General features: G+C 70.5%; 30 protein-coding genes. 2 read left to right on the top strand and 28 right to left on the bottom strand.

All coding sequences use genetic code 11. The features are described 5' to 3' along the window. Window positions 1–42 precede the first annotated feature (42 nt). The 6 genes from ACH4PU_RS07250 to ACH4PU_RS07225 all read right to left on the bottom strand — a co-directional run bounded on the left by ACH4PU_RS07250 (window position 43) and on the right by ACH4PU_RS07225 (window position 5274). Window positions 43–489, bottom strand: a complete 447-nt coding sequence (locus tag ACH4PU_RS07250; protein WP_398267356.1) for an NUDIX domain-containing protein — start codon at window positions 487–489, stop codon at window positions 43–45. Then, window positions 486–1142, bottom strand: a complete 657-nt coding sequence (tmk, locus tag ACH4PU_RS07245; protein ID WP_398267353.1) for a dTMP kinase — start codon at window positions 1140–1142, stop codon at window positions 486–488. The genes ACH4PU_RS07250 and tmk overlap by 4 nt, the downstream gene beginning before the upstream one ends. Further along, window positions 1139–2635 (bottom strand): B12-binding domain-containing radical SAM protein, encoded by a 1497-nt coding sequence (locus tag ACH4PU_RS07240; protein WP_398267350.1) that lies wholly within the window; start codon window positions 2633–2635, stop codon window positions 1139–1141. Before ACH4PU_RS07240 ends, tmk begins: the two co-directional genes overlap by 4 nt. Further along, window positions 2595–3437, bottom strand: coding sequence for a hypothetical protein (locus ACH4PU_RS07235; protein ID WP_398267347.1), 843 nt, complete (start codon window positions 3435–3437; stop codon window positions 2595–2597). The genes ACH4PU_RS07240 and ACH4PU_RS07235 overlap by 41 nt, the downstream gene beginning before the upstream one ends. Window positions 3438–4205: 768 nt before the next feature. Then, on the bottom strand, window positions 4206–4409 hold the full coding sequence (locus tag ACH4PU_RS07230) for a DUF397 domain-containing protein (protein ID WP_398267344.1): 204 nt from the start codon (window positions 4407–4409) through the stop codon (window positions 4206–4208). 10 nt (window positions 4410–4419) lie between these two features. Beyond that, the gene (locus ACH4PU_RS07225) at window positions 4420–5274 is read right to left on the bottom strand and encodes a helix-turn-helix domain-containing protein (protein WP_398267340.1); all 855 of its coding nucleotides are present in this window, start codon (window positions 5272–5274) and stop codon (window positions 4420–4422) included. A 247-nt stretch (window positions 5275–5521) separates the two neighbouring features. On the opposite strand from ACH4PU_RS07225, the gene ACH4PU_RS07220 reads away from it, so the two are divergent. Together ACH4PU_RS07220 and ACH4PU_RS07215 are read left to right on the top strand one after the other, a co-directional pair. Next, a complete protein-coding gene (locus tag ACH4PU_RS07220; protein WP_398267337.1) occupies window positions 5522–5953 on the top strand; it encodes an ATP-binding protein in 432 nt (143 codons plus the stop codon). Further along, window positions 5950–6282 (top strand): hypothetical protein, encoded by a 333-nt coding sequence (locus tag ACH4PU_RS07215; protein ID WP_398267334.1) that lies wholly within the window; start codon window positions 5950–5952, stop codon window positions 6280–6282. The genes ACH4PU_RS07220 and ACH4PU_RS07215 overlap by 4 nt, the downstream gene beginning before the upstream one ends. 129 nt (window positions 6283–6411) lie before the next feature. Here the strand turns inward: ACH4PU_RS07215 and ACH4PU_RS07210 are convergent, their stop codons facing one another. The 22 genes from ACH4PU_RS07210 to ACH4PU_RS07105 all read right to left on the bottom strand — a co-directional run bounded on the left by ACH4PU_RS07210 (window position 6412) and on the right by ACH4PU_RS07105 (window position 25278). Beyond that, window positions 6412–6666, bottom strand: a complete 255-nt coding sequence (locus ACH4PU_RS07210) for a hypothetical protein (protein WP_398267332.1) — start codon at window positions 6664–6666, stop codon at window positions 6412–6414. Next, entirely contained in the window at window positions 6663–6926 is a 264-nt protein-coding gene (locus tag ACH4PU_RS07205; protein ID WP_382637637.1) for a hypothetical protein, read from the bottom strand. Before ACH4PU_RS07205 ends, ACH4PU_RS07210 begins: the two co-directional genes overlap by 4 nt. A gap of 78 nt (window positions 6927–7004) precedes the next feature. After that, a complete protein-coding gene (locus tag ACH4PU_RS07200; RefSeq protein ID WP_398267329.1) occupies window positions 7005–7898 on the bottom strand; it encodes a peptidoglycan-binding protein in 894 nt (297 codons plus the stop codon). Between the two features lie 72 nt (window positions 7899–7970). Then, window positions 7971–9740 carry a phage tail protein gene (locus ACH4PU_RS07195; RefSeq protein ID WP_398267326.1) on the bottom strand — a complete coding sequence of 590 codons (1770 nt, stop codon included), beginning with the start codon at window positions 9738–9740 and terminating at the stop codon, window positions 7971–7973. Between the two features lie 37 nt (window positions 9741–9777). Beyond that, on the bottom strand, window positions 9778–10677 hold the full coding sequence (locus tag ACH4PU_RS07190; protein WP_398267323.1) for a hypothetical protein: 900 nt from the start codon (window positions 10675–10677) through the stop codon (window positions 9778–9780). After that, window positions 10677–11783 (bottom strand): hypothetical protein, encoded by a 1107-nt coding sequence (locus tag ACH4PU_RS07185; RefSeq protein WP_398267320.1) that lies wholly within the window; start codon window positions 11781–11783, stop codon window positions 10677–10679. Before ACH4PU_RS07185 ends, ACH4PU_RS07190 begins: the two co-directional genes overlap by 1 nt. A gap of 12 nt (window positions 11784–11795) precedes the next feature. Then, window positions 11796–12779: a hypothetical protein gene (locus tag ACH4PU_RS07180; protein ID WP_398267317.1), complete on the bottom strand. Its 984-nt coding sequence runs from the start codon at window positions 12777–12779 to the stop codon at window positions 11796–11798. A gap of 13 nt (window positions 12780–12792) precedes the next feature. Next, window positions 12793–13698 (bottom strand): phage distal tail protein, encoded by a 906-nt coding sequence (locus ACH4PU_RS07175; protein ID WP_398267314.1) that lies wholly within the window; start codon window positions 13696–13698, stop codon window positions 12793–12795. Between the two features lie 4 nt (window positions 13699–13702). Further along, window positions 13703–16114: a phage tail tape measure protein gene (locus ACH4PU_RS07170; RefSeq protein ID WP_398268471.1), complete on the bottom strand. Its 2412-nt coding sequence runs from the start codon at window positions 16112–16114 to the stop codon at window positions 13703–13705. A 233-nt stretch (window positions 16115–16347) separates the two neighbouring features. Further along, window positions 16348–16836: a hypothetical protein gene (locus ACH4PU_RS07165; RefSeq protein WP_398267311.1), complete on the bottom strand. Its 489-nt coding sequence runs from the start codon at window positions 16834–16836 to the stop codon at window positions 16348–16350. Then, window positions 16836–17360, bottom strand: coding sequence for a phage tail tube protein (locus tag ACH4PU_RS07160; RefSeq protein WP_398267308.1), 525 nt, complete (start codon window positions 17358–17360; stop codon window positions 16836–16838). The genes ACH4PU_RS07165 and ACH4PU_RS07160 overlap by 1 nt, the downstream gene beginning before the upstream one ends. A gap of 11 nt (window positions 17361–17371) precedes the next feature. Continuing rightward, entirely contained in the window at window positions 17372–17803 is a 432-nt protein-coding gene (locus ACH4PU_RS07155; RefSeq protein WP_398267305.1) for a minor capsid protein, read from the bottom strand. Then, window positions 17800–18147, bottom strand: coding sequence for a hypothetical protein (locus ACH4PU_RS07150; protein WP_398267302.1), 348 nt, complete (start codon window positions 18145–18147; stop codon window positions 17800–17802). Before ACH4PU_RS07150 ends, ACH4PU_RS07155 begins: the two co-directional genes overlap by 4 nt. Then, window positions 18144–18467 carry a hypothetical protein gene (locus tag ACH4PU_RS07145; RefSeq protein WP_398267299.1) on the bottom strand — a complete coding sequence of 108 codons (324 nt, stop codon included), beginning with the start codon at window positions 18465–18467 and terminating at the stop codon, window positions 18144–18146. The genes ACH4PU_RS07150 and ACH4PU_RS07145 overlap by 4 nt, the downstream gene beginning before the upstream one ends. Beyond that, entirely contained in the window at window positions 18461–18856 is a 396-nt protein-coding gene (locus tag ACH4PU_RS07140) for a hypothetical protein (RefSeq protein ID WP_398267296.1), read from the bottom strand. Before ACH4PU_RS07140 ends, ACH4PU_RS07145 begins: the two co-directional genes overlap by 7 nt. A gap of 2 nt (window positions 18857–18858) precedes the next feature. Continuing rightward, entirely contained in the window at window positions 18859–19107 is a 249-nt protein-coding gene (locus tag ACH4PU_RS07135) for a hypothetical protein (RefSeq protein ID WP_398267293.1), read from the bottom strand. Beyond that, window positions 19107–20117, bottom strand: coding sequence for a major capsid protein (locus ACH4PU_RS07130; protein ID WP_398267290.1), 1011 nt, complete (start codon window positions 20115–20117; stop codon window positions 19107–19109). The genes ACH4PU_RS07135 and ACH4PU_RS07130 overlap by 1 nt, the downstream gene beginning before the upstream one ends. Window positions 20118–20134: 17 nt before the next feature. Beyond that, window positions 20135–20836, bottom strand: a complete 702-nt coding sequence (locus ACH4PU_RS07125; RefSeq protein ID WP_398267287.1) for a hypothetical protein — start codon at window positions 20834–20836, stop codon at window positions 20135–20137. A gap of 80 nt (window positions 20837–20916) precedes the next feature. Next, the gene (locus ACH4PU_RS07120) at window positions 20917–21093 is read right to left on the bottom strand and encodes an Rmf/CrpP family protein (RefSeq protein WP_398267284.1); all 177 of its coding nucleotides are present in this window, start codon (window positions 21091–21093) and stop codon (window positions 20917–20919) included. A 3-nt stretch (window positions 21094–21096) separates the two neighbouring features. Further along, entirely contained in the window at window positions 21097–23352 is a 2256-nt protein-coding gene (locus ACH4PU_RS07115; protein WP_398267282.1) for a phage minor capsid protein, read from the bottom strand. Window positions 23353–23369: 17 nt separating this feature from the next. After that, on the bottom strand, window positions 23370–24842 hold the full coding sequence (locus tag ACH4PU_RS07110) for a phage portal protein (protein WP_398267279.1): 1473 nt from the start codon (window positions 24840–24842) through the stop codon (window positions 23370–23372). Next, window positions 24829–25278 (bottom strand): HNH endonuclease signature motif containing protein, encoded by a 450-nt coding sequence (locus ACH4PU_RS07105; RefSeq protein WP_398267276.1) that lies wholly within the window; start codon window positions 25276–25278, stop codon window positions 24829–24831. The genes ACH4PU_RS07110 and ACH4PU_RS07105 overlap by 14 nt, the downstream gene beginning before the upstream one ends. Window positions 25279–25337: the final 59 nt, after the last annotated feature.

Here is a 25337-nt window from a genome sequence, read left to right as displayed (position 1 = left end):
CCGAGCGCGTACTGCGCTCGGCGGGCGGAGTGCGTTCCGGACCTACCAGCCGTGTTCGGTGAGGGCCTGTGCGTCGCCTCGCAGGTAGCCGAACAGGCCGGCGGCGGGGTACTCGATGATGTCCTCGGGCAGCTCGTGAACGGTCCACCACCGCAGATCGAGGCACTTCTCGGGCTCGCGGTTCACCGGCTCGCCGTCCCACTCGGTGGCCTCGAAGAAGAGACCGATCCGCTCGACCTCGGGGCTCTGCTTGTGGTGCACGATGTGCACGAGCCGCAGGTGCGCAGGATCGACCTTGACGCCGGTTTCCTCGCGCAGCTCGCGCGCCGCGCCCACGGTGAGCGGCTCGCCGGCGTCGAGCTTGCCCGAGGGGGCGTGCCACCGGCCGTAGCCGTACGGTCCGCCGCGCTGCGACAGCAGGATCTTGTCGCCGTCGCGCAGGATCACGTGCGTGTCGATCACGGGGGTTGCAGGTGCTGCCGCGTTCATGAGTTCACCGTGGGGTCGTCGGGCCGGTTGGGACTTTCGACGCTACCCCTGGGCGGGGGTACGGCGTCGGCGATTCGCTTCGCTACGTCCGTAGGGGTGGCGTCGGTGGTGTCGAGCACGAGCACCTCGACGCCGAGGGTCATCAAGGTCTGTGCTGCCTCGCGGTAGAGCTCGAACTCGCGGGCCGGGCCGTTGGGGTCGTCGTGGAAACGGTGGCGCTTCCCGCGCTTGGCGATGCGGGCCGCGATGCTCTCGGGGTCTGCGGTGAGGATTACGGCGAGGTCGGGCAGTAGGACGTGCCGGTTCAGTGCGAGCACGAACGGTTCGGGTACGCCGTCGAGCCGCTGGAGTACGAGACTCGACGCGAGGTACCGGTCGCAGACGACGGTGCAGCCGTCCTTGAGGAGCGGAGCGAGCTCGACGTCGATGTGCTCGTACCGGTTCGCGGCGACGAGGCAGGCGAGGGCCCGTCCGTGGATGTGGTTCGCCTTGGCTCGGGTGAACTCGCCGAGCTCACTCGTCGAGGGTTCGGTCGTCCGGTGGACCGTGGCGCCCTGGTGCGCGAGCAGGCGGCCGAGCTCGGCGGCCGTGGTGGATTTGCCGACCCCGCTCGGTCCGTCGAGGGAGAGGAACACGCCGGCGTGCGGGCTCATGCTGCGATCCCCATCCGGTTGCGGTCGTGCTGCTCGCGGGTGAGCTTGGCGAGGGTTGCGCGCAGCTTGGGGAGGGGGACCGTGCCGAACTGGATGCCCACGGTGAAATTGAACTCGTCGCGGGCGCGCATGGACTCGTTGGCGCCGTCCGCGGTGAGGTCGACGTCGGAGTACGCGAGCAGGGCGTCGGGGTCGTGTCCGGCCTCGGTGAGCGTGTTCCAGACCGGAGTACCGGGGTAGGGCCGGAACTCGAACACGGACGCTCGGAATCGGGCGCCTGTTTGCCGGTCGGCGATCGTCCACAGATTGTGAATGTGGCGCACGGTGGCGTCGAGGTCTTCCTGCTCCTCCCCGGGGTAGCCGAGGATGAAATAGCCCTTCACGCCGATGCCGCGTTCGAGCAGGCGGCCGGCGACGCGCTCGGTCATCTCGGCCGTGATTCGCTTGTCCATGCCGGCGAGCACGCGGTCGCTGCCCGACTCGATGCCGAGGGCGACCTCGCGCAGCCCGTTGGTCTTGAGTGTGTCGAGCATGGTGTCGTCGAGGCGGTCGAGAACGTTGATACGGCCCGTTGCGTCCCACACGTACCGGTCGCCGATCTTGTGGCGGGTGAAGGCTTCCATCTGGGGGACGATCACGCGTTTGGCGCCGAGGAACAGGTCGTCGACGAATCGGTATGCGGTGGTCCCGTAAGTGTCGTGCAGGTGGTCGAGCTCGGCGACGATGCCCTCGGGTGTGCGGGTCCTGATCTTGACGTCAGGGTTTGCCGAGACCGCGGCGCCGCAGAACGTGCAGTCGTAAGGGCACCCCCGCGCACCGACGATGTTCGCCTCGGTCCGGCCGTCGTCCGCGATGTACGGGTCTTGGGGCAGGAACTCGCGGTTCACCAGCGGCAGGGCGTCGATATCGGGGCTCAGCCATTTAGCCGTGTCACCCTGCGCGATCCCGGCGGCGTGCGTGCCGAGGATGCGGTCGCGCCACATGACCCCGGGCAGGTCGGCGCGACGGCGTTCGTCGGCGAGCAGCGCGGCGACGCGGGTCTCGCCCTCGCCGATCACCAGGGCGCGCAGGGCGCGCATTCGGGGGTCGGCGAGGATGCGGCCGGGCATGGCCTTGGCGTGGTGTCCGCCGACCATGAGGGCGATCCCGTCGTCGATCTCGGCGGCGATCCGGGCCGACATCTCGTACGTGGGGGCGAGCAGGTTCATGCCCACCCATCGGGGCCGTACCTTGTTGATTAGGCGGGCGGTCGCGTCGATGCCGAGCCCGTGAGCCTCGGCGTCCAGTACGCCGACGTTGAACCCGGCCTGCTGCGCGTACGTAGCGATGTACGCCATGCCGAGCACCGGCAGGGTGTAGTCGTTCATGCGGGGCCGCAGCGTGTAGTCGCGGAGCGGAGCGTTCACGAATAGGGCGTCGAGCACCCGGTCGGGGTCGGCGCCGGCGATCAGATCAGGGGCGGTGCGGTTGTCCTCCGTGGCCGTTAAGGTCATGGCTCCCCCAGGTGAGTGTGAACAGGGTCAGGGCGTGCAGGTGGGACCGGGACGGCGCCCATCGGCGCCAAAGCGCCTCGAACTCGCGGTCGGAACTCGGGAAGGTGAGCCCGGGAGCCGCTTTGCCGGCCCACGTGCGCACGGCGAGGTCGCCGTGCGGGTAGATCGAGAAATCGCCCGTGTAGTCGGCCGCGGCTGCTGCCGCCGTCCACGGGCCGATACGGGGGACCTCGACGAGCTCTTTGATCAGGCTCTCGGCGTCGAGGGTCGCCCACTTCTCGCCGCAATCGAGGTATGCCTCGGCGGCGGCGCGCAGGGCGCTGGTGTTGAACTTGCACCCCACGGCGGCGTACCCCTCGTCGGAGAGTTGCAGCAGGGTCTCGGGGGTCGGGACGAGGGCGAGCTCGCCGGCGGCCGTGGTGAAGCTGCGCCCGTACGCGGCGTAGAGGCTGTGGTGCCGCTTCCGGGCCTGCCCTGCGGTCACGACCTGCCGCAGCAGTGCGGTAACGATCGCGTCCCACAGCGAGGGATTGTTGAGCCGAGCCACGGTGCCGAGAGACACGAGCTCGTCGAGCAGCGGCTCGGCGCCGTCGGGCGCGGCCGGCAGCTCGATCGACGAGGTGTAGGCGACGGGGGGCTGCTCGGCGGCGGCGTCACCCATGAGAGGCCACAGAGCCAGGTGTCGGGCCTTGTCGCTCCAGGTGGCGAGCCACGCGGCGCCCTGGTGCTCGACGAGGCGGGCACGCTCGCCCTCGTCGGTGGTCAGCCACGCCGGGTGTTCCGTGATGATCGTCGTACTCATGAGCTCAATTCCGGTCGAGGATGGGAGCGTTCGACATGGCGAGAGAGGTCGTCAGCCGTTCGCAGTTCGAGGTACCGCAAGGGGCGCACCGTCCATTCGGCGACGGTCCCGCTCCCGAATACCACGGTGAACCCGGCGTGGTGACCCGAGTTGAGAAGTCCGAGGGCGTAGAGCCACCCGGATTCCGCCCACTCGACCGCCCGCGCTGTTTCCCTGGGAGTCATGCCGAACACATGCGCCGAGCGGATCTCGATCCGCATCGCTCGTATCGCCCCAGACGCGGTGGGGTGGGCGCGGGGCGGCTTGACCGGTTGGGCGTCGTACCTGGTCTGTGATGAGTGCCGCACGGTGGTGAGCAGGAATCCTTGCGCTATGACGCTCACGGCGGCGGCCGGGCCGTGGCGCGCTCCCGCTTGCAACCTTGCACCCACGTAAGCGGGGTGAGGGGGTAATGCCTGCATTCGTACCTCCCTGCCGCGGCGTCTTGGCTGCTCGCTGCCGGGCCATGGTTGGAACGGCAGGCATGGTGCAACACTGGGGAGACCCTCGCCCAACGTGCCTAACGGCAGGCAGAGTTAGGGCACGTCAGGCACGGTGTGGGGTAGTGAATCCGCCTCACCGTGGTAACGCAGGGAGACCGTAGCGCCACGCAGATGAGGGTTGCAAGGGTGGACCGGTACAAACATGCAGACTGGCATATGCAAAAACCCCCCGGCCCTGGTCAGGTGGGGGGTTGTCGACGCGGCGGCGCCGAGCGAGCAGGCGTCCCTAGTTGACGAAGTGGTCGAACTCGCCGTTCTTCACGCCCTTGATGAACGCTGCGAGCTTCTCGGGTGACGTGGTGATGATGTTCGTCGGCTCGTCGCTCTCGCAGAGCAGGATCGCACCGTCGGGCCCTGCGGCGACGTGCAGGCACTGCTCGCCGCCGCCTCCGGAAAAGCTCGACTTCTGCCAAGTGAATTCGCTGTTCATTCCTGATCTCTCACAGTTCTCTTGCGATGTGGTGAATGAAGCTGCGCGACTCGTCGGGGTCGAGTGAGGTCTGCTCGGCGAAGTCGAGCAGGGCTCTGTACCGGTCGAGGTCCGCGGCTGTGTCCAAGAAGCGACCGCCGAAAGGTGTGTCGATATGGACGGTGTCGAGCTGCGGGACCGCGCCGGCCGCGTACATCACGGTCTGTGTGACCTCGATGAAGTCGTCGGCCGTGAAGGGGATCACCCGGAGCGTGATCCATTCCTGCTCGGACGCTTGCAGCAGGTGTTCAAGCTGCGCTCGGGCCACCTTCCGACCGCCGACCCGCATTCGCAGTGCAGCCTCGTGCACGATCGCCTCGAACCGCGGCGGCGTGTCGCGGTCGAAAATCGCGCGGCGCTTCATGCGGTGCTCGACTCGGGCGTCTACCTCGTCCCTTGGTACCTGGGGGATGACGCCGGCGAACAGCGCTCGCGCGTACTCCTCGGTCTGCAAGACGCCAGGGAACGTCATCGGTTGCAGGCATCGGAGCTTCGGGGAGTGGTGTTCGAGTTCGGCGATATCGAGGAACCCGGGGGCAAGAATCCCGCGGTATTCGTCCCACCAGTGCGTACCTCGCCGCTCTCCAGCGATGACGCACAGGGCGGAGAGCAGCGCGTCGTCGTCGCATTGGTAGAACGTGAACAACCGGCGAATGCGCTCCTCGCTGATGCCGAGGCGGCCCGCCTCGATGTTGCTGATCCTGGCTGCGTCGGTGGAGAGCAACCCGCCGGCGTCTCGTGCGGTCAGGCCGGCCCGTTCGCGGAGCTTCCGCAGCTCAGAGCCCAAGCGGATCTGTCGGGCGGTCGGATTGTCCCTCGGCGGCATGTGTCCCTTCCCCTTGTCCTACCTGAGTTTGCCGGTTGCGGCGTCACGGGTCCACCCGCAGAGGTTCTTGGGGGTACAGGGTTGTACCGGTCCAACCTTTTACCCTATGGTCCTGGCAGCACCGCGTCGCACGCCAGTAAGACCGAAGTGCAGCCGCTGACACGCGCCTTGACGTGCAGTCACCCGGGAGCGGCCATCGCCACGCATGGCGGGCAGCGCGAGCTCAACCGCGTTGGGAGACGACGAGATGACCACAAACGCCTTACCCGCTGTCCGTCCGCCCGAGGACGGGGGCAGCTACCGCATGACGGCGCCCCGCGCCGCGACCACACCGAAGATCGTCCGAGACTGGCTCGCCATGCTCCTGGTGGCCTTCGGGCACGGCGAGATCGTCGATCAGGCGCGCCTGTGCGCCTCCGAGGCAGTAACGAATGCCTGCCTGCACACCCGGGTCGACCGCATCACGGTCGAGGTTGTCGTCGGCTCGACGTCCGTCACCGTGTGGGTAGACGATGATCGGCCCGCGTGGCTTCCGCCGCCCCGGCCGCTCCCCTCGTGGCGCGAGGATCACGGGCGGGGTCTGACCTTGATCCGGGCGCACACCAGCGACCTGCGAACCGTCCCGACTGACATCGGCAAGCGAGTGCAGTTCACCCTCGCGTACGGGGAGGCGGCGTGAGCACCTTCGAGAACCCGCTCGTCCTGCTCGCGATCATCATCTCGGGGACCGTCGCCCTGCTCGGGCTCACAGCGGTGTGGGCATCCATGCCGAGCGCCCGACGATGGCTCGTGGACCCGCCGACCCACCCGGGCGAGAGTTACCGCTGCTACTGCTGGCAGTCGCCCATCGTCGTCCGCGTTGCCGAACCCGCCGGCGGGAAGCGCCGACGGGGCGCACACCGCCGCCCCCTCTACATCACAGACCCCGCCGCCCGCCCGGAATGTGCCTCCCACGCGGGGGCGGGCGGCGGTGGCAGGGGAGCACCTCCCGTGCGCGCGGTCGCGTAGATCGCGTGCACGGTGACCCCAACGAGGGAGCCCTCGGCGAGTGCACCGCCGAGGGCCCTCTCGCCCGTTCGGACAACGACAAAGAGCGCCCCCGCTACCGGCACGAGGCCGGTAGCGGGGGCGCTGCGTTCAGCGGGTGGCGGTCTGCCAAAGGGTGAGAGCGAAACCGAGAACGGCCACGAGGGCGAGAATGCTCGGCAGTGGCCACCGGCTCTTTTCGAGTGCGTCGAGCCGCGCCTCATGGTCGGCGAGCTGCCGGTCGACCTGATCGCCGCGTTGCACTACGAGGGCGAGCTGTCCGTCGAGGCGGGCGAATCCTGCCTCGACGACCCCCCGCAGCCTTTCGAGTTCGAGGGCGACGTCGGACGGAGAGGGGTCGGTCACGGGCGGCCGTCCGGGCGGCGGTCGAGGGCGAGCAGCTCGGCGTCGCGGTCCGGGCCGGTCCGCAGCCACGCGGGCAGCAGGGCCTCGACGACCGGCAGGGCCATCACGCGGGTAACGCCACCCGCAACGGCGAGCGCGAGACCGACGCCGGCCGCGGTCTGCGGGATACCCGAGGCGTCGATGATCAGGGGGAGTCCGGCCGCGAGGGCGAGCACGGTCTGCACCACGGTACGGACGGTGCGGCGAGTCGCATCGGTCATGGGGTGTACCTCTCTTCTGTCCACAGCTTGGGGAAAGGGCGCCCGCCCACGGCGTGCGGGCGGGCGCGGGGGGAGTGCTCAGACCTTGGGGACCTTGAGCGCGGCCCACGAGGACGGGCCCGGCCACCCGTCGGCGTCGTCGCCGGAGTAGCCGAGGTGGCGCTGCCACGCGGCGTACGACTGGCGGTCGGACTCGGTCCACTGCGGGCCCGGTCCCTGCGAGTAGCGGCTGCACCCGACCGCGACGAGGCGGCGCCCCATCGCGGTGATGAGCGGCGAGCGAGGGTTCTGCTTGAACCAGCCGGTGCCGGGGAACGGCGCGAACTGCCCGGCCGGCGGCTCGGTGGGCTTGGGCTGCTCGGGTGCGCGGCCGAGGCGGCGGTCGATCCGCTCGCGCATGTCGTCCATGGACCACCCGCGCGGGTCCGACTTCCAGTCGCTCCACTCCTTGTGGCCGATGACCGATGCGGCCGACCACCCGTACGCGCGGCAGATCGCGGCCGAGGTCCGTTCGATCGCGTCGAGCTGCTCGTCGGGCCACGGGTCGCGGCCGTCGCCGAGGTTGATGCACTCGAACCCGTAGAAGTGGGCGTTTCCGTCGAGGGCGCCGGCCGAGCCCTCGTGTTTGGTCGTCTCGGGCAGGGACTGCTCGGCGACGACCGCGGCGAGCACCCGCCCGTCGCCCCCGCCGGCGTGGTTCGCGCGGCCCGAGCTGATCAGGTAGACCACGCCATCCTTAGCGATCACGCCGTGACAGAGCGGGCCGGGCAGCTCGTCGTACCCGTCGTAGCAGAGCCGCACCGACGAGTCGGTGCCGCTCGAAACGGTGTGGTGGATCATCACGCCGTTGATCGGGCCGAACGGCCCGCGGTGGTTGCGGTTGTGGGTACGCCACTCGTCGACCTCGACGACGCGCACGCCCTCGGCGCGCAGGATCGCGACGAGTCGATCAGGACTGAACGGAACTGCCATATGGGGTGTCTCCAGACATGAAGAAAGCCCCGGCCAGCAGGCACGGGGCTGAGGTTTCGAGGGCCGACTCGGTCAGGCGACGGCGGCCCACAGCGCGTTCGCGTCGTAGGTGAGAGCGGACGCCGGGGTGAAAGAGGCGGGCAGGGCGGTTTGCCCGGTCGCGGTGAGCCGTGCGTGCCGGCGGAATCCGCTCGGCATGGCGGCGGCGCCGGCCGGCGAGGTGCCGAGGTTGGCGCCGCGGGCGAGTACGGGCCCGTTATAGGGGCTCGCGGTCTGGCCGTTGGTGACGATGGCGACCCAGTAGTTCCCGGCCGCCGCGGAGTAGGCCGCGGTGAGCGGGCAGACCACGGTCGCGCCCTCGTTCGCGGTGAACGTGCCGTTCAGCGCCGCGGTGAGGCCGACGCGGGCGCCGGCCGAGGTGTAGAGGCCGGCGAAGCTGCTCGCGTTCAGCGTGCCGCCGGCGTACCCGCAGCTGTAGAAGACGAGACTGTTGATCGTGGTCGCTGCGCGCAAGTTGATCCCGCACAGGTAGACGTATCCGGCGAGCAGGTTCTGCCCCGAGTTGGTGAGCGCGGGGTCGAACGTCCAACCGACGAACCCGAGGTCACTCGGGAGCCAAGTCCCTCCCCCGAGCCCGTCAACGTACGACTTGCGGGCGAGGTGGTTCGAGGTGGTCGGCGAGGCCGAGCTGCTCGGCACGCTCGAAAATGTCTTACTCCCTGCGACGGTCTGCGTTCCTGTGAGCAGCACCGCGGTACCCGCGGCCTCGGCGCCGACGTCGCCGGCGGCGAGCGTCACGGCGCCGGTTTTGCCCGCGACGGACTGAACGGGGATCGCTGCGGGCTGGACGTACCGCGCATCGGCCGTGCCCTGGTCGAGCGCGCCGACGTCCGTCGCGGTGAGCACGACGGCGCCGGTCTTGCCGTTGACCGAGGCGACCGCGCCGCCGGACGCGGGGAGCTGCGCGGCGGGGACCTTGCCAGTCGCGTCGAGCTGTGCGATGCCGTTCGCGGCGCCGGCCGCGGTGGTGGCGAGGGCGCCGACATCGGCCGCGGTGAGGGTGACCGATGCGGCGCTCTTGCCGTTCACGGACTGGACGACGCCGGCCGCGCCGGTTGCTCCGGTCGGCCCGGTTGCTCCGGTGTCTCCCTTCGGTCCCTTCAAGTTGCCGAGGACGCTTCCCCAACCCGAGGCGGTGCGCTGCCAGAGATCGCCGGTATCGGTGCGCAGCAGCAGGTCGCCCGGTTTGGTGTTCGTGCTCGGGGTGGTCGTGTTGTTCAGGTACCACGCGGCGCCGCGGACATCGCCGCCGATCTGCGCCCACGCTCCGGCGGAGCGCTGCCACGTCGAGACGGTCGTCGAGGTGACGCCGAGGAACGTCGTCGTCTCGTACCGCACGTAGAGGTCGCCATCGACGCCGAGGGCGGTCCCGGGGGCGGCGGTGCCGCTGTAGATCCGCGATCCGGGCGCCCCGGTTGGGCCAGCGTCCCCCTTGGGGCCCGGTACACCTACGTAGTTCGGTTTCGAGGGGTCGGTCGGGGCGATGTCGGCGAGGTCGACCTCGGGCTGCGCCCGGGGCAACACGATGTTGTACGAGCGGCCCACGGGGATTCCCGAGAGCTGCTCGGTCACGATGTACGCCCACCCCGAGGGGTCCATGTCGGGGGCGTCGGTCGCGGGCAGGGTGACCTCGATACCTCCCTGCGCGTCGAGCTGGACGGTTACCGGGCCGCCGAGGATGACATCGGCCGCGGGAAACGTGAGCGTCGCGGGTGCGCGGAAGACGAGCGCCCCCGACAGCGGCGTGCCGTCGGGGGCGAGGAACCGTGCTCTCACGGTCACGGTGGGTATGGACGGGGGCAGCAGGGCGGGACCCTCCTTAGTCGTCGATCGTGCGCAGTCCCGATGGGGCGCGCACCGGGTCGGGCCGCCGCTTGGCCTCGGCCGGCGGTGCCTCGGCCGGCGGTGCCTCGGTCGCCGCGGGGCCGGTGCCCTGCTGCGCGGTGGCCGTGGCCGTCGGGGGGCGGGTCGGCACGCGGGGGGCCTCGTCGGGCGTGTAGGTGTGGCGGTAGAGGGCCGAATAGAGCCGCGTCTCGACGTCGCGGTTCGGTTCCTTGTTGCGGTGTTCGACCGTCCACGTGACCCACTGCATGAACTCCACGTCATGCATGGGCTGCTGAATGAACTTGTTGGTCCACTGGCCGGGGGCACAGTCGTACTCGGCGACCGTGACGGCGGTTCCCCCCTCGGGCGCCATGGTGACCTTGACCTGTCCGCCGCCGGTGTTGGCGTAGGTGAAGAGTTCGAGTTCGGCGACCGCGTGCGTTGCCGGCCCCGAGCCCCACCACGCCGGTTGATAGGTGGTGAGTGCGGTGTTCTGTCGCTCGGTGGGGTGGAGCTGTATCGGCAGCATGGGGCGGCCGAGGAACCGGTCGCTAAACGCGTCATCCATGAGGATGGGTGTCGGGCGTTCCTTGTCGCGGCTCCAGATGCGGATCATCTGATCCTCTTCGAGGATGTCGTCGCCGACCGTGAGCGCTCGCGTTCCGGTGGCGCGGCGGATGAACACGCCCCAGTCACCTTGGGGGGTCTGGCCGACCTTGAACGTCGCGGTTCCCTCGGGCGTCTGGGCGATGAGCTGTCCGCCCTCGCCGATGGTGATGTCGCCGTGCAGGATCTGATCGAGCGCGGGGCGGATGTTCGCGCGGCCGGCGAGGGTGCGCACCTCGCGTTCGAGAGCGCGGATGCGGTCGAGCAGGTCGAGGGGGATCGCTGCCACTAGGCGGCCTCCAGGAACAGGCGGGCGGTTTCGGGCCGCCCGCGGAGTGCGGGTGAGATCGCGAGGCCGACGACGCGATACCTGCGGTCGAGCCCCTCGGCCCACCACAGGTCACGGATACGCACGCGGATGGTGGCCCCGAGCAGGGCCGGCGAGAGCGGCGTGCGATCGAGCGCGACCGTCACCTCGGGGATCGTCTGCGGGTGCAGCGCGGCGGCGAGATCGGCGCGAGCGTGGGCGTCGAGGGTCTGCTGCTCGGTGATCGTCGAATAGTCCGAGGTCCCGTCCAGCCGCGGCCATCCGGCCCTGAGCATGTCGTCGTCGACGAGCGGCTCGCTCATCAGCGGCAGGGACTCTTTCGTCTGGTTGCGGTTGTCGGATGCGCCGCGGGACTGCCACGTATTCGCCTGCACGGTGGCATCGACGGGCCAGCCGTACGAGGTGATCGGGCCCGGGTGGTCGAGGATGATGTCGCTCGCCCCGGTGCGGATCACGGGGGAGCCGAGTTGCAGCTCTTTGATCCGCCGGCCGGTGTTCGGATCGCGGTAGCTCGCGATCCTCCACTCGAATCCGCCCTCGACGGCGGCGAGTTGGTCGATCAGTTCACGGATGCGCGGGACGTCGTAGCGGCGAAACACCCGGTCACGCTTGACGCCCGAGAGCTGCTCGCGGTCCGCCTCGATGCCGATATCGCCGCCGGGCAGACTGGCCGAGTAGTCGATCAGTCCGCGCACGATGTCGAACTGGTCGACCTGCTCGGCGAGTTGGGTGTCGAGTACGGCGCGGTGGTCGAGGTAGGACGCCCACCCGCCGGCCTGCACCTGTAGGGCGAGAAACCCCCGGTTGTTGCTGGTGAGGTTCGCGGTCCACAGGATGCCGCCCCACCAGATTTCCCGTCCGCGCTCGATCCACAGGGCCGTACGGCCCGGTTCGACGGCGGCGCGGGCGCGAGCGGCGATGGCGCGGTTTGGCAGGGGGATGGTGACCGAGGCCGAGCCGATCTTGCCTATGTAGTCGTCGAACGAGACGTCGGTGACGGGCAGGACGTCGAGCACTTGGTCGGTGCGGACGTCGCACAGTACGGCCCGGTAGGTGGGGGCGATCAAGGATCACCCCCCTTACGCGTCGAGCGGGTACTGCACTCCGCCGAGCGCGGCCCACGTCGTCAGTCCCGTGGTGGAGATCAGGCGGAGTTGTCCGTTCGTCTGGGCATCGAGCTTGATCGCTGCGCCGCCGCCGGCGATCGCTACGGAGGTGAGGGCCGCGGGCCGGCAGTTCGTCGGCAGCATCGAGGCGAGCAGGTTCCCCGTGTTGGGCGGGTTGCCTGACGCGGTCCACGAGACGCCGCCGCGCAGTTGCAGGTGCGGCACGCCGCCGAGCATGATCCGCCGGTACCTGACGTTCCCCTGCGAGTTGCCGTTGTTGGTGTAGCCCGTGGCCAGGGTGAGGGCTGTCCAGCCGATCACGGGGTCGAGGGTCTGCCACGCCGAGCCGTCCCAGCGATCGAGGCCACTCCCGTTGTCGCGGTATTGGCCCGGGTAGGCCCCGGAGAAAGAGAGTCCGTACCCGCGCGGGATGATCCCGCCGTACGCCGAGGTGTACCGGCGCTTGTCGTTCAGCGCCGACGCCCACGTGATCCCGCCGGTGCCGGCGGACACTCCGGCGGGCACGGTGACTTCCCACAGTCGCAGTGCGGCCGAGGGGAGCGAGGGCGCGCTCGGGTTGGCGTTGGGCTGGCCTTGCAGGACTTCGAGGCGAGCGAGGGTCTGGTCGCCGAGGTCGTACAGCGAGTCGTACACGCGCAGCACCACCGCGTCGATCCGCGGGTTCAGCGCGTTTCCGTCGGCGATCGTGAGGGTCTCGGGGGCGGTGATCGCCACGGGGTAGGCGCCTTGTGCGTCGGTGCCCTGTACGACGGCGCGGCCGACGCCGATCTGTACCTGCATGGGCCCGGACCCGCTGGCGTTCAGCGCCGTACCGCCGGCGATCACGCCGTCGCGGGTGGCCATCGCGGACTCGGGCGCCATGGCGCCGAGCGGTACGAGGCGAGTGTCTTCACGGGTCTGCCCGGCGGGGAGCAGCCATCCGGCGCGCACGGTCACGTCGTGTCCTCCTTTACCAGTAGGCGGAGCGCCACCGGATCTCGGCCAAGGCGCGGGGGTCGGTCGAGCCAGGGGCCGCGCGGAAGAGAAGGGAGGTCGACCCCGGGGGCAGGGTGAACAGGTTCTCGGGGCTGCTGCGCGCGGTCGCGGTGTAGAGGCGGCTCGCGGTGCCGTTCAGCGTCACCGTGCCGTCGCGGGTATCGACGAGCAGCTCGTCGTCGGGGGCGAGGTCGAGGTCGTACTCGACGAGCTCGCCCGTAGTGATGTTGGTGATCGAGGGACGGGAGACCGGGCCGCGGATCAACAGGGTGGGGTGTGCCGGCGCGTCGCCCTCGTTGACGGCGCGCAGCGACCCCGTGCTGCCCGGGGCGCCGAAGTCGAGCGGGTACGTCACCCCCTCGGGGCCGGGGGCGAGATGCCAGTCGAGACCAGGCTCGGCCCGTGGCAGGTTCGCGGTCGCCTGCTGCTCGGCCACGCTGTACCGGCGGGGGTCGGTCGCCTCGAACTGAGCTGCGGCCCCCGTCACGACGCCGATCGCGTACCCGCCCGTCCCCACCGGCACTACCCGTCGGATGCACCGCACCCACGACAGCAGCGGCGGGGAGTTGTCGAGGCGGATCACGAGCGGCTGCTCGTCGTCCCGCAGCGCAGTCGCCGCGGAAAGAGCACGGACCGCGGCGCCCATGTGGCCGGGGTCCGTGCGGATCACCACACCATCGAGGGTGATCGTCCGCGGCTGAGCGAGCAGCCGGCCCGGATAGGCGCCGTGCGCGTCGGACCGGTTGACGGTCCCCGAGTCGTACGCGGGTGTCTCCTCCCACCCGGTCAAGGTCTGCCACCCGTAGCCGGTGCGGGGGCCGAGCAGCAGGTCGCCGATCTGCACGTGTCCGGGGAGGGTGACGAGATCACCAGGGGCCAACTCGTCACCCCCTTGCCTTGGCGTGCCACGCGAGTGCGACCGCGGTCTGATCGGCGGTGGCCTCGCCGGCGACCCAGTTCTCGATGTGGACTGCCGGACCGCCCCAACCCCCGCCCGCGCTGCCGCCGTTGGCGGGCGCGCCCGCGGTGGCGAACTGCGGGCCGGCGGGGACCGAGACGAGATTGCGCATCGTGCGGTCGATCGCGGGAGCACCGGCCTTGATGCCCTCGACGATTCCCGCCGGAATGAACTTGCCGATCTTGTCTCGCATGAGGCGCGACGGAGAGTGAATTCCGAGTGCCTTTGCGATCGGCCCCGGAATCAAATTCTTGGCCCAAGACATGAGAGTCGAGCGCAGCCAACTACCCATGCCCTTGATGCCGTTCCACAGGCCCGTGATCAGATCACGGCCCTTGTCGTACAGCATCGAGCCGAAATTGCCGAAGTATCCGGCGATCATTCCGGGCAAGCCACGGACCCAATCGAGCATTTCACCGGCCTTGCGCACGGTGCCTATCTTGATCGAATCCCAATGCTTGATGATCAGTCCGACGAGCGTCCAATTAAGGAAGAAGTCGACGATCCGGCCCGGGATGCCGCGTACCCAATCCACGGTTGCATTCCACGCGGATACGGTCCCGCTCTTGATGGAATCCCAGTGCTTGATAATCAAGCCGACTAGGGTCCAATTCAAAAAGAATTGGAGAATCGTTTCTCCAACCCATTTGAGCTTTCCCCACACCCAATCCCAAGCGGCCGACGTGGCGCTCTTGATCGTGTCCCAGTTGGCAACGACAAGCGCGACGATGCCGACTACGGCGGCGATGATCAGCCCGACGGGGCCCATCGCCAGTAGCCAGGCAGCAGCCATGCGCGCGCCCTGAATCATGGACTGCGTACCCATGAGCACCCATGCGCCGACCACCCGCAGCGCGGCGGCGCCGGCGCTCACTCCCTGCGCCACCCAACCCGCCAACATCATGGCGTTGACCAGCACAAACCGGGCTGCAGCGGCTACGCCGGCCGCGGTCTGAGTGGCCCATCCGGTGACGACTGCTGTCGTCGTCGTCCATGCGGTAACGCCGAGCGCGACGAGCGTCGGCAGCATCAGGAGCGTGATCACGCCGGCGGCGATCGAGAGCGCCGTCGAGTGCTCGGAGAACCACCCCACGGACGCGCGCAGCGCGCCGCCGAGGCCACCCTCGCCGATGAAATCGGCGGCCTTTTCGAGGGCGGGTACAACGTTGCTTCCGAGGACGGTTACGACTTTGTCGATCGCCGCTCGCTTGAATGCCTCGAATTTGGTCGCGGCATTGTCGCGCATCGCATCGCCCGCTGCGTCCGTCGCGCCCTTGACGTTACCGAGAGCGGCGACAGCGGTTTTCGGGTCGAGCTTAAAAAGGGCTTGCTGTAGATCCTCGGCCTTGGTTCCGAAAAGCGCGACCGCGGTCGCATTCCGCTCGGCGGGGTCCTTAATCGCCTTGATGCGGGTGAGGACTTCCCCGAGGGCTTTCGAGGCTTCCGGTCCACCCTTGGTGAACGTGGACGCCATCTTGTCGGCGTTGAGTCCGATCGACGTGAAGGCGTCAACGGACGTCTTGCTCATGTCCTTTGAGCGGATCGCGAACTCTTTCAGGGCGTCCGCGACGGTGTCGGCGTCGCGCGCGCCCCCTTGCAGACCCTGCTGCATGAGGCCCATTGCGGTCTGCGCATCGAGCCCCAAGTCGCGGAACTGCGTGGGATATTCGGCGAATGTGTCGAGGAGATCCTCGGCCGAATTGACGCCGTTCTGGCTGCCCTTTACAAGGACGTCCATCGCCTCTTCGGCGTTCTTCGCGATGCCGGATTTCAGCATCACGCCGACCGCGCGCGAGACCTTCCCGACGTCCTCGCCCAGGACCGAGGCGGTATCGGCGACCTGCGTCGCCATGGTCTTGATCTGGCCCTGCGTCGCCTCGGGAGGCAAGAGACCCTGCTGCGCGATCCCTTTCAGGATGTCGGCGCCGTCGGCGACCGACTCGACGATCGCGCCCGAGTAGAGCTGTCCGGCGACCTTGCCGTATTCCTTGGCCACCGGGCCCGACGTGCCGAGCTGCGCCTGCAACCGGCCGGCGACCTTGCCGCGGTCCATCGCTTCGGCGATGCCGCCCATGAGCGCGGTACCGATCGCCCCGCCCACCGCGGCGGCGGCGAAACCTTTCAGCGCGGTACCGATACCGCCGGCCGCCCGGTCGCCGCCGTCGGCCGCGCCCTCGGCGAGACCGTCGCCGAGGCGGTCGCCCGCTTCCTGCCCCGCCTGATCGGCCGCGGCGGCGATCTGGTCGCCGCCCGCCTGCACCGCAGCGCGGGCGCGCGCCATACCTGCATCTGCGCCGGCATCGTCGATCGTGATTGTGGCGGCGAGCTCGCCCACCATGAGGGCCACGGGGACTCACCTCCTGGCGGGTGCACCTCCCGTCGGGGAGGAGTCGGGCGGAGGGGTGAGCACCCGGGCGAGGCGAGACTCGGCCGAGAGAAGAGCGAGGATGCGCACGCGCAGCCATCGCCAGGACCGGGCCTGTAGCAGCCCGGGGTCGCCTACGTCGATGCCGTAGACCTCATGCAGATCAGCCTCGACGAGCGGCCACTCGCCAAGGATCGCCGCCCACGTCAGTGACGCTTGCGGCCCTTCTTGCCCGCGCCGCGGGCGGGTGCCGGGCGGGTACTCGTACCACTCGTAGAGCCCCGAGACGGGGTCGAGCTCGCCGCACCCGACTGGCTGCGGCGGGCCGCCCGGTTCGGGGCCAAACGAGAAGGGTCGCCGGCCGCGCCCCAGTAGCGTTCGGCCGCGGCCTTGTCCTGCGCGATCCACACCATGGCGGTGATCGCGCAGTGTTTGAGCGTCGGCCACTTCACGCCGTCGGCGATCATCTCGTCGTGCGCCGGCCCGAGGACGTCGCGGTACAGGTCGCGCTCGGCGGCGTCGCCGAGCACTTGCTCGTCGGCCCGTCCGCCGTCCGCGGCGACCGCGGCGGCGTGGATGAGTGCCTGTGTCCGCAGGCCGATCTCAGCCGACGGCGCGGGCACCTTGTAGAGGCGGCCGGCGACAGGAAGCTCGATCGACTCGTCGAGCAGCTCCCCGAGTTCCTCGAACGCCACTACGCCCCACCCCCCGTCTTGGCCGCGAGCGTTCCCCCGCCGGCCGCGGGGTTGGTGATCTCGGCGAGCGGGCCGGACCCGGTAAGCGTGACCTTGATCGTGTCGACCTCATCCGGGCCGCCCCCGTCCGGCTCCCACGTCACCAGCGCGAGACCCTGCTGCGCGTCATCGGCGCCGTTGCGGTCGTAGTAGCGGACGCTCACGTACGACTTTGCGCCGAAGCTACGGGATGCCTTACGCAGGGCTTCCTGCGCGGCGTTGAACTTGCCGGTCACCGGGTGGGCGCGGTGGGCGATCGTGGCCTCGATGCTCCACGCGAGCATGGTCACGGCCTGCTCGCTCCAGCCCTCGGCGTCGTAGGTCGTCACCTCCTGCTGCGTGGGCTCCACCTTCGGCGTGAACTCGGTGACGCCGGGGACGAGGGTCCAAAGCGGGGTACCGGGTGTGGTGCCCATGTCCAGCTCAAGCCGGTACCTGCGGGCGAGCGCGGTTACGGTCTCGGCCGGGGGCGTCGGGGTACTCAAGTGGGCGCCTCCTATTCGAGGTTGGGGTGCGCCCGGTGGGCGCGAACGTGGAAGTTGGCGGAGCGCTCCCAGCGGCCGGCCGAGTCGGCGCCGATCGGGGCGGCCGAGACGCGAAAGACGAGCTGCGCCCGGACCGAGCCGAGTAGGTGCGGGCCGCTGCCGTGCAGCACCTCGTGCACCTGGTCGTCGAGCGCGTCGACCTCGCGGGGGTCGGCCCCCGCGCGGGTACGCACCTGCACGCCGGTGGTGGTGTCGGTGAGCACGGGGGAGTCGGTGACCGGGTAGGCGGCGAGGCAGATCACGCGGTCGGGAGCGGGGGGAAGAGCGGCGATGGTGATCGCGGTCTCGCCCGCGGCGTACACGCCGTCGGGGCGGTAGATGCCGACGCCGGCGGAGTGCAGCAGGCGGGCGAGACCGTCGAGCAGGTCGACGGTGTAGGTCATCGCAGCGCGCGCCGGATCTGCGCGGCGATCAGTTCCTGCACGGTGCCGGCGGTCTCGGGCAGCACGCTCTCGACGTACTTCGCCGAGCGGCCGGGGGAATGCCGGGCGGTCATGTCCTCGTGAACCCGCGCGGCGTACGGGGTGTCGTACGACACGGCGGCCGTCATGGTGGCCTCGTCGACCGAGGTCGCGCCGGAGCGTTCGAGGGTGCCCTCGGCGATCGGCACGCGCTGCCTGCTCGCGCCGAGCACATGCTCGGCACTGAGCAGCAGCCCACGGGCGGCGGCCTGCTTGATCGCCGCGGTGGCGGCGTCGCCGGTCCAGCGCAGTCGGGCGCGGCTCATTCGCACATCACCTCCGAGCAGGCCGGGACCGGTAGGCCCGGGGCGGTGTGGTGCGTGATCGAGAGCGCCGTCGTGATCCGGCCGTCGGGCAGGGTGACCCGCGATCCGGGCGGGCAGTCGAGGCCGGGCGCGGTGATGATCTGCGCGCTACTGGCGACCTCGCGCCCGTCGGGTGCGCGCACCATGCGGGCCGACGGGGAGACGAGCGAGGGCACCTCGGGAACGGGTGCGCCGTAGCGCGGCCCGTACGCGCCGTCGCCGAGGTACGGCTCGATCGTGATGCGGTGGCGCAGCAGCACCTCGGGAACTCGGGTCACCATCCGATCACCCGCCCCGGGGTCAGTCCCGCGCGGCGCAGCGCCCGGTCGGCGCGCGGGGCGAGCTCGACGCCGGCCGCCGCAGTGCGCGAGCTGCGCCCCGACAGGCTGACGGGGCCGATGCTGACCGAGTCCCACTGTCCGCCGGCGCCGGTCCCGTCGTCGCCGCCGGCGAGCTGGAACTCGACCTGCGCGCAAGTGGCGTTGGCGAGGGCGGTGCGCACCTCGGGGTCGAGGGGGTCGCCGTCCTCGTCCACGGGATAGATCGCGGTGAGCAGGGCACTGTCGACGTCCTCGCCGGCCCGTGCGAGGAGTCGCTCGGCGTCCGCCGGGGCCGGTCGCCCGGTCCATGCGGCGAGCTGCTCAGGGGTCGCGTAGGGCTGGCGGGCCACGATCACCCCCTCTTGCTGCGGGCAGCAGAACGGCCCGTCGACGTGGTGTCGGCCGGGCCGTCCTGCTCGCTGCTGTTCTCGGTATCCGGCGGATCGTCGCCGAGGGGCTCGACCGTGTAACCGGCCCCCTGGCAATAGCCGATCACTGCCGGGTCGCCGGTGGTCGCGGTGCCATCCACGAACGGGATGCCGCCGGGGCCGTCGCCGGTGAAGTCGGCGACAGGGGCTGTGATGCGCACGATCATGGGCATCACGCGCTCTTGATGTTGCGCAGGACCGCGGCGGCCTTGGTCGCCTTGAGGACCGGAGCGACGGGCCCCATTTCGACTTCGCCGGTCTTGACGGCGCCGGCCCGGTCGAACTCCGGGAGCCACGTCGAGACGAGCGGGGCGCCGCCCCCGACCGAGGCGCCGTGGAATCCGTCGAGCCCGTACCGGACGGCGTAGAGGTCACCGAGGCCGGTCACGTTCCCGCCCCCGCCGGCGCCGTCAGGGTCGCGGGTCACGAGGCCGATCACGTCGGCATTGCTGCCCGCCTTGCTCTTGAGGTCCACCAGGGGAATGCCGTTGTACGCGGTGACCGGGCGGCCGAAAGCATCGGTGCTCTTGTCGAGCTGCTCGGTCCATGCCGCAATCCGCTTGAAGAGACTCAGCGTCTTGCGGTTGCCGTAGATCACATCGGGGGCGTCATCCATGGCGGCGAGCCAGTTGTCGATGTGGGTCTGCGCGGCGAGCGCCGCGGCCTTGTCGTTGATCGTGGTCCAGTCGAGGAAGCCGGCCGTGACCCCGTTGTTCAGCGGCAGGTACTCGGTCGAGCTGCCGGTGAGAATCTTCGAGAGACCGTCGAACCCGTTGGTCTCGACGCCCTTGTCGCCGTTGATCACGGCATCGGCGAACTTCGCACGCGATGCCTTGATGAGCTGCTGCATGTTGAGGGTGACGGCGCCCGAGGCGGCCGGCCCGATACGGGCAATCACCCGGTCGATCTGGAACGAGCCGCCGAGCGGCACGAGGTCGACCGTGTAGCGCTGCGTCTGGACTTCGGTCGGCACGTACTCGGTGTTCAGCGCGCGGAAGTCTGCCGAGCGCTGCGAGATGAGCCGCCGGTATCCGTAGGTGAGGGTGTCGCCGCCGGTCGGCGACACGACGTTGTCGAAGGTGAGGCGGTCGAGGATGTCGCTCGACTTGCGGAACTCGTCGATCACCTGCACGTCGACGTCGTCCTGCGCGTTGTTCCGCGCCTCGGCGAGGGAGGTAGGCAAAGCGTTTCTCCTAGGGGTTAGGCGCCGCTCATGCGGGCGGCGACGGCGTCGTGCAGCGTGGCGGCGCGGCGCTCGCCGGCCGGGGCGCCGTGGAACTCGGCGCCGCCGCGGGGCGGCCCTGCGGGCGCTGCGCGGTAGAGGTCGGGGTCGGCCGTGACTGCGGCGGTAATTGCGGCCGTGAGCTTGGTGTCGAACTCGGCCGCGGTCGGGTCGAGGTCGGCGACCGAGGCGAGGAAAGAGCGGCTGTTGAGCAGGCGGTCGCCGCGCGCGCCCGCGTCGGCCGCGGCGCGGGCGACGGCGAGCTCGACGCGCGCCGACCGCAGCTCTGTCGCGTGGTCGGCGAGCAGCCTGTCGCGCTCGGCGACCGCGGCGGCGAGCTTGGCCGGGTCCTGTTCGGCCTCGCCCCCGTTGGGGTTGAGCGCGCGGGTCACGGCGTCGAGGGCGGCGCGCAGCTCGTCGCGCTCGGCCGCGGCCTGCTCCGCGCGGGTCGTCGCCTCGGCGAGCTGCTGCTCGGCGGCCGGCGGTCCGGCGGGCGGCGCGGAAGGGTCGGCGTTCGGCGCGCCGGCAGGGTCTGCGGCGGGCGGCGTACCGCCCTCGCCGCCCTCGCCAGAGCCTCCCTTGATGGGCCAGATCGGGCGTCCGTCACGACGGAAGCCGAGGGCGCTCTCGCCCGTACGGGGATGAATGGGCAGGGCGCCGTCGAGGATGTTCTCGGGCATGGTGGGTCGGCCCTCCGGGGCTCGTGCGGGCATGAAAAAAGGGCCGCCGGATCGGCGGCCCTAGGCAGGGGTGAGAGTGGCTACTGGTCGGGCGGCGCGAGCTGCTGCTCGGCGGCGACGTAGCCGCGCACCCATGCGGAGCGCAGCAGCGGCTCGTCGCCGCGGTGCGGGCAGTCAGTCGCCGCTCGGCCGGCGACCGCCGCGGCGGCGCCGGCCTCGCGAGCGCGCACGGCGTCCTCGCGGAATCCCACGATCACCCCCTAGAACTTGCGGCGTTGGTCCTCACGCGCTGCGCGGGCGATCTCGGCCGCGGCGTTCTTGACGCCGGTCACCTGCTCGGTGAACTCGGTCAGCGTGACGCGGGGTGAGACCTCTTCCCAGAAACGAATCAGGTCCTCACTCGCCCTCGCGTAGGCGACGTGAGCGGGGCCGCTGAACAGCGAGAACGGGTCGACGCCGGCGGCGCGCGCCTTGCGGTTCAGCATGAAACCGCGGGTGTAGTCCTCGGCGGCGAGCACCTGCAAATAGACGTGCTCGCGGTACATCTCGCGAATCTCCTCGCGGCTGTACGCCTCGCGCGCCGCCCGCGCTTCGAGTTCCCGCTCATACGCCCACCGTTCGGCGGCCGACATGTGCTCGGTCCCGTCCGGCCCCCGTTCGAGGTCGCGGCCGTAGGCGCCCCATTCGTTGGGGTCGGCCGGCGCCGGGTCGTCGAGGCGCACGGGCTGCATGGCCTCGTCGAGCGCGGCCCGGGTGGCGAGGGTGTCGGCGACCCGCGCGCCCGTCGGGGCGAGCGGCGGCGGGACGGGGTACCGGCGGTCGATCTCGGCGGCGATCCGGGCGGCATCCTCCGGAGAGGCGTAGCGCACCCCCCACACGAGCAGGTCGTCGCCGAGGGCGGAAAGGTCGCCGGCGAGGCGGCCGGCGGGGAACAGCTCTGCGAGCGCGCGCCGGCGGTGGATCTCGGCGCCGATCGCCGCTACGTCCTCGGGAACGTTGCGGGCGCGGGCGGCGAGGTCCCGCTCGGACATGCCGACGAGGTCGCGGCGGATACCGGGCATGGCGGCGTCGATGTCGCGCCGGTCCATCTCGCCCATGATCCGCAGCATGTCGTCGTCGCCGAGGCGGCCGGCGACGGCGGCGAGCTCGTCGTCGCTGAACTCGGCGAGGGACTCGACGAGCCGGCCCTGCGGCCGGATGCGGTCGAGCAGCACCTGCTCGTCGCGCCGGCCGGCCTCGCCCCGGATGCGGTCGAGGTCGCGCTGATCGAGAACGCCGGGCCGGATCGCGGCGCCGAGCTGCTCGTCGGTCATCTCGGGCAGGGTGCGCTCGTCGCCGGAGCGGACGCGCGCCGCCTCGATCGCATCCTGCGGCGGGCGCGGTGCGGTGCTCGGAAGGTTGCCGGCGCCGGGCTGCTCGCGCTCCCGTCGGCGGATGAGCTCGGGGTGCTCGGCGAGGTGGGCGCGCTGCTTGGCCTGCCACTGCCTCACCTTGGCCTCGGCCGCCCGACGGGCCTCGGGGCTCGTCGCCGCGGCGGCCCGGTTCTTGTACTTCCTGATCCCGCGCTCGATTGCACGCTGTCGCTGTGTCGCCTCGTACCCGTCGGGGTCCTCGGACGCCTCGACGGGCGCCCGGGTCACCCCGGGCAAGTACGCGGCGACACTGTGCCTGCAATTGGGGTGCTGGAAACCGCGCTGCCGCGCCTCGTCAACGCTGCCCGCGATGTGCACCTGCATGGTGCGCCCGTCCTCGACGGCGTGCTCGACCTCGACCGTGCGGGCGCCGCCCGGTCCGCCGAGGCTCAATACCTTGCCCTCGAACGGCTTGCAGATGGGGCACTCGTGCGGGGCGTTGCTGACGATCACGAGGTCGAGGCCGGCGGCGCGCAGCTTGTCGCCGTGCGCCTCGACCGCGGCCCTTCCCGTCGCCGTCCGTACGGCCATCTCGGCATAGCTCGTCATTTGCCACGCGCGCCCGCCGCGGTCGACGAACGTTCGCAGGCCCCGGTCACTGAATCGCTCCATCGCGGATTGGGTGGCCTGCCTGCGGGTGTCGATCCCGAGGAGGGGGGTCGCCGACACCTCGGCGATCACCTGCCGGTACCCGTCCTCGACGCCCCGGAGAATCCCGCGGTGCGTGGCCGTGACGAGATCGACGGTCTCGGCGGCGAGCCGATCGACCGCCCTCGTGTTCGGAGTGGTTTCGGCGATCCGCCGCAGGTCGGCATCGTGCAGCGCTCCGAGCTCGGCGAGGCCGGAGCGGGCGCCGACGTTGTACGCCTCTGCGACGACGTCGAACACCTCCAACCGCGTCGCCTCGGCGAGGGCGTCGACGACACCTTGCGCGCCGCGGCGCAGTGCCTGCACGTCCCGCAGTTTGTTGGTCGCCCACCCCGGGGCCTCGAATCCGTCGGCCAACTGGCGGGCCACGATCGAGAGCAGCCGCTGCTCGGCGTCCGCGTAGAGGTCGCGGACGCCGGCCGAGAGATCCTCGACCATGCCGGGGTGGATCGGCATCGCACCCCCTCACATGGTCAGACGAGGGCGCCGGCCTGCATGGGGTCGGGCACAGCCTGCCCGGTCTCGGTGAGGATGCGGCCGACCTCGGCCTGCACCGCGGCCTCGTCCCACTCGGGGTGGATCATCCGCACTTTGGTGTCGACGCTTACGGCCTGCGCCTGCTGGAACAGGCTCAAGGTCTGCGCGAGCGTGGCGACGTCCTCGGCGACGGTGTCCCCGAACACGGTCCGGGGGCGCTCGGGCGTGATGCCCGGGGTGAACATGCGCTGATCGAGCAGCAGCACGACGTGCAGCATGTCGCCGAGGGGCGGCGAGTAGTACCGCGTCTTCTTACCCCTGGTGGTCATGCTCTTGCGCTCACGCGCCTTGACCTCGGTCGCGGTCGCGGCGACCTGATCGCCGATGCCGAAGGTCTGCGCGCTGTAGCCGGCGGACCGGACGGCTTGCCGGGTGGCTGCTTCGGCGCTCCTCTCGTGCTCCTCGACCCTGATCGCGAACTGACTCAGGGTGATGCCGCCCTGCTCGGTGGGCGGGATGTTCAGCAACTGCCAGATTTCCCGGTCGTCGTCGAACGAGGCGCCGCGGCCGGGGCCGTGGTCGCGCAGGTAGGCGTCAGGGATGATCAGGCGGGCGCGCGCGAGGCGGATGTCGCGAATCCACGAGGTCCATGTCGTATCGAGCGCGTCGAACAAGTCGTACAACGGAGCGGCGTAGTCCGAACGGCCGAGGGGCGAGCCGCGGTGCTTGCGGTTCGGTCCGATGTTGCGGACGTAGGCGGCCGTCAGTTGGCCGATCCCGGTCTCGATCGACTCGCCATCGGGGCCGAGCGCGTCGGCGAGCGGTGCGACCGCCGGGTGCTCGGTCAGCGGTACGCGTCGGCCGAGGTTGTCGGCGCTGCCCTGGTAGAGGGCGTGCAGGATGCGACCGGGTTCGTGCCGTTCGAGGTGGCGGAGCACGGTCGCTCCGTCCGCGGCGAGCTCGTGCCAGAACGTGACGGCGCGCAGCAGCCCGAACGAGAACTCGGGCACCGCGGCGTCGGGGTGCACGGTGGTGAGCAGCGGCCGGCCGACGAGCTCGTGATCCCACGTGACGCGCAGGTACACGCCGCCGAGGGCGGCGGCGATCTCGGCGGATTCGAGCAGGGTGTTCGCGATGCCGTCGGCGTCGGTCAACTCGTCGAGCCGATCCTGCGTGGCGCGGTCTGTCACGGTGAACGTGGGCGGCTCGCTGAACAGCAGATCGGCGCTTGTCGTGGCGATGTCGCCGGCGAGCGGGATGTGCAGGCGCGTGTCGCGCTTGCCGGGCTGCGGGGCGCGGCGGCGGCCCCACAGGCGGGCCGTGCCGTCCCTGCGGGTCGGCTCGGTTCGGTAGGCGGCGGTCAGCTTGGCGTGATCACCGGAGTACCAAGCATCATCGATGCGGATCTCGGCGAGGGTCTTTGCGAGGTGCGGCGGGGGCCAAGGGGCGTTGTTGTCAGGCAGCGGCACAGTCCACCCCCGTCCTGCTCCGAGCGCGCGCACGGGCGCGGGCACGCGCGGCCGTGCGGCACGTGCGGCACCGGCGGGTGCCGTTGGCTACGCGGTAGGTGTTGGCCTCGTCGAACGGGTGGCCGTGGATGCACTCGGTCTGACGGGCGCGAGCGGCGACATGCGACTCGCCCCGCAGCACGTTGACTCGCTGCGTGACCGGTTCCAGATGGGCGGGGTTCACGCACCCGCGGTTGCGGCACAGGTGGTCGATCACAAGACCCTCGGGTACCGGCGCGACAAGTGCCTCGTACGCCGCACGGTGCGCGTACTGGCGCTCGCCGTCGATGCTGAATCGGGCGTATCCGTTGGGCATGAGGTAGCCGGTCCACTGCCAGCAGCCGGCCGGGGTGTCGGTGACTCGGGCGAGGAATCGGTCGGTCCAGTCGGCACGCATGGGCGGCCCCCCTTGGGCATGGCAAAGCCCCCGCGCCAACTCGGCGGCGGGGGCCGTGG

Source organism: Streptomyces sp. NPDC021100 (assembly GCF_044333095.1).
Classification (GTDB): Bacteria; Actinomycetota; Actinomycetes; order Streptomycetales; family Streptomycetaceae; genus Streptomyces.
Note: the sequence above shows the minus strand (reverse complement) of the source record. Positions and strands in the feature narration are given on the sequence as shown.

Bases quoted from the DNA above. Each gene is read 5' to 3' on its own strand.
- ACH4PU_RS07200 (WP_398267329.1), bottom strand. From the start codon at position 7,898: ATGGCAGTTCCGTTCAGTCCTGATCGACTCGTCGCGATCCTGCGCGCC.
- ACH4PU_RS07240 (WP_398267350.1), bottom strand. From the start codon at position 2,635: ATGACCTTAACGGCCACGGAGGACAACCGCACCGCCCCTGATCTGATC.
- ACH4PU_RS07115 (WP_398267282.1), bottom strand. From the start codon at position 23,352: ATGCCGATCCACCCCGGCATGGTCGAGGATCTCTCGGCCGGCGTCCGC.
- ACH4PU_RS07125 (WP_398267287.1), bottom strand. From the start codon at position 20,836: ATGCCCGAGAACATCCTCGACGGCGCCCTGCCCATTCATCCCCGTACG.
- tmk (WP_398267353.1), bottom strand. From the start codon at position 1,142: ATGAGCCCGCACGCCGGCGTGTTCCTCTCCCTCGACGGACCGAGCGGG.
- ACH4PU_RS07135 (WP_398267293.1), bottom strand. From the start codon at position 19,107: ATGCCCATGATCGTGCGCATCACAGCCCCTGTCGCCGACTTCACCGGC.
- ACH4PU_RS07155 (WP_398267305.1), bottom strand. From the start codon at position 17,803: ATGACCTACACCGTCGACCTGCTCGACGGTCTCGCCCGCCTGCTGCAC.
- ACH4PU_RS07230 (WP_398267344.1), bottom strand. From the start codon at position 4,409: ATGAACAGCGAATTCACTTGGCAGAAGTCGAGCTTTTCCGGAGGCGGC.
- ACH4PU_RS07250 (WP_398267356.1), bottom strand. From the start codon at position 489: ATGAACGCGGCAGCACCTGCAACCCCCGTGATCGACACGCACGTGATC.
- ACH4PU_RS07205 (WP_382637637.1), bottom strand. From the start codon at position 6,926: ATGACCGATGCGACTCGCCGCACCGTCCGTACCGTGGTGCAGACCGTG.
- ACH4PU_RS07145 (WP_398267299.1), bottom strand. From the start codon at position 18,467: ATGGTGACCCGAGTTCCCGAGGTGCTGCTGCGCCACCGCATCACGATC.
- ACH4PU_RS07235 (WP_398267347.1), bottom strand. From the start codon at position 3,437: ATGAGTACGACGATCATCACGGAACACCCGGCGTGGCTGACCACCGAC.
- ACH4PU_RS07170 (WP_398268471.1), bottom strand. From the start codon at position 16,114: ATGGTGGGCGAGCTCGCCGCCACAATCACGATCGACGATGCCGGCGCA.
- ACH4PU_RS07150 (WP_398267302.1), bottom strand. From the start codon at position 18,147: ATGAGCCGCGCCCGACTGCGCTGGACCGGCGACGCCGCCACCGCGGCG.
- ACH4PU_RS07220 (WP_398267337.1), top strand. From the start codon at position 5,522: ATGACCACAAACGCCTTACCCGCTGTCCGTCCGCCCGAGGACGGGGGC.
- ACH4PU_RS07225 (WP_398267340.1), bottom strand. From the start codon at position 5,274: ATGCCGCCGAGGGACAATCCGACCGCCCGACAGATCCGCTTGGGCTCT.
- ACH4PU_RS07105 (WP_398267276.1), bottom strand. From the start codon at position 25,278: ATGCGTGCCGACTGGACCGACCGATTCCTCGCCCGAGTCACCGACACC.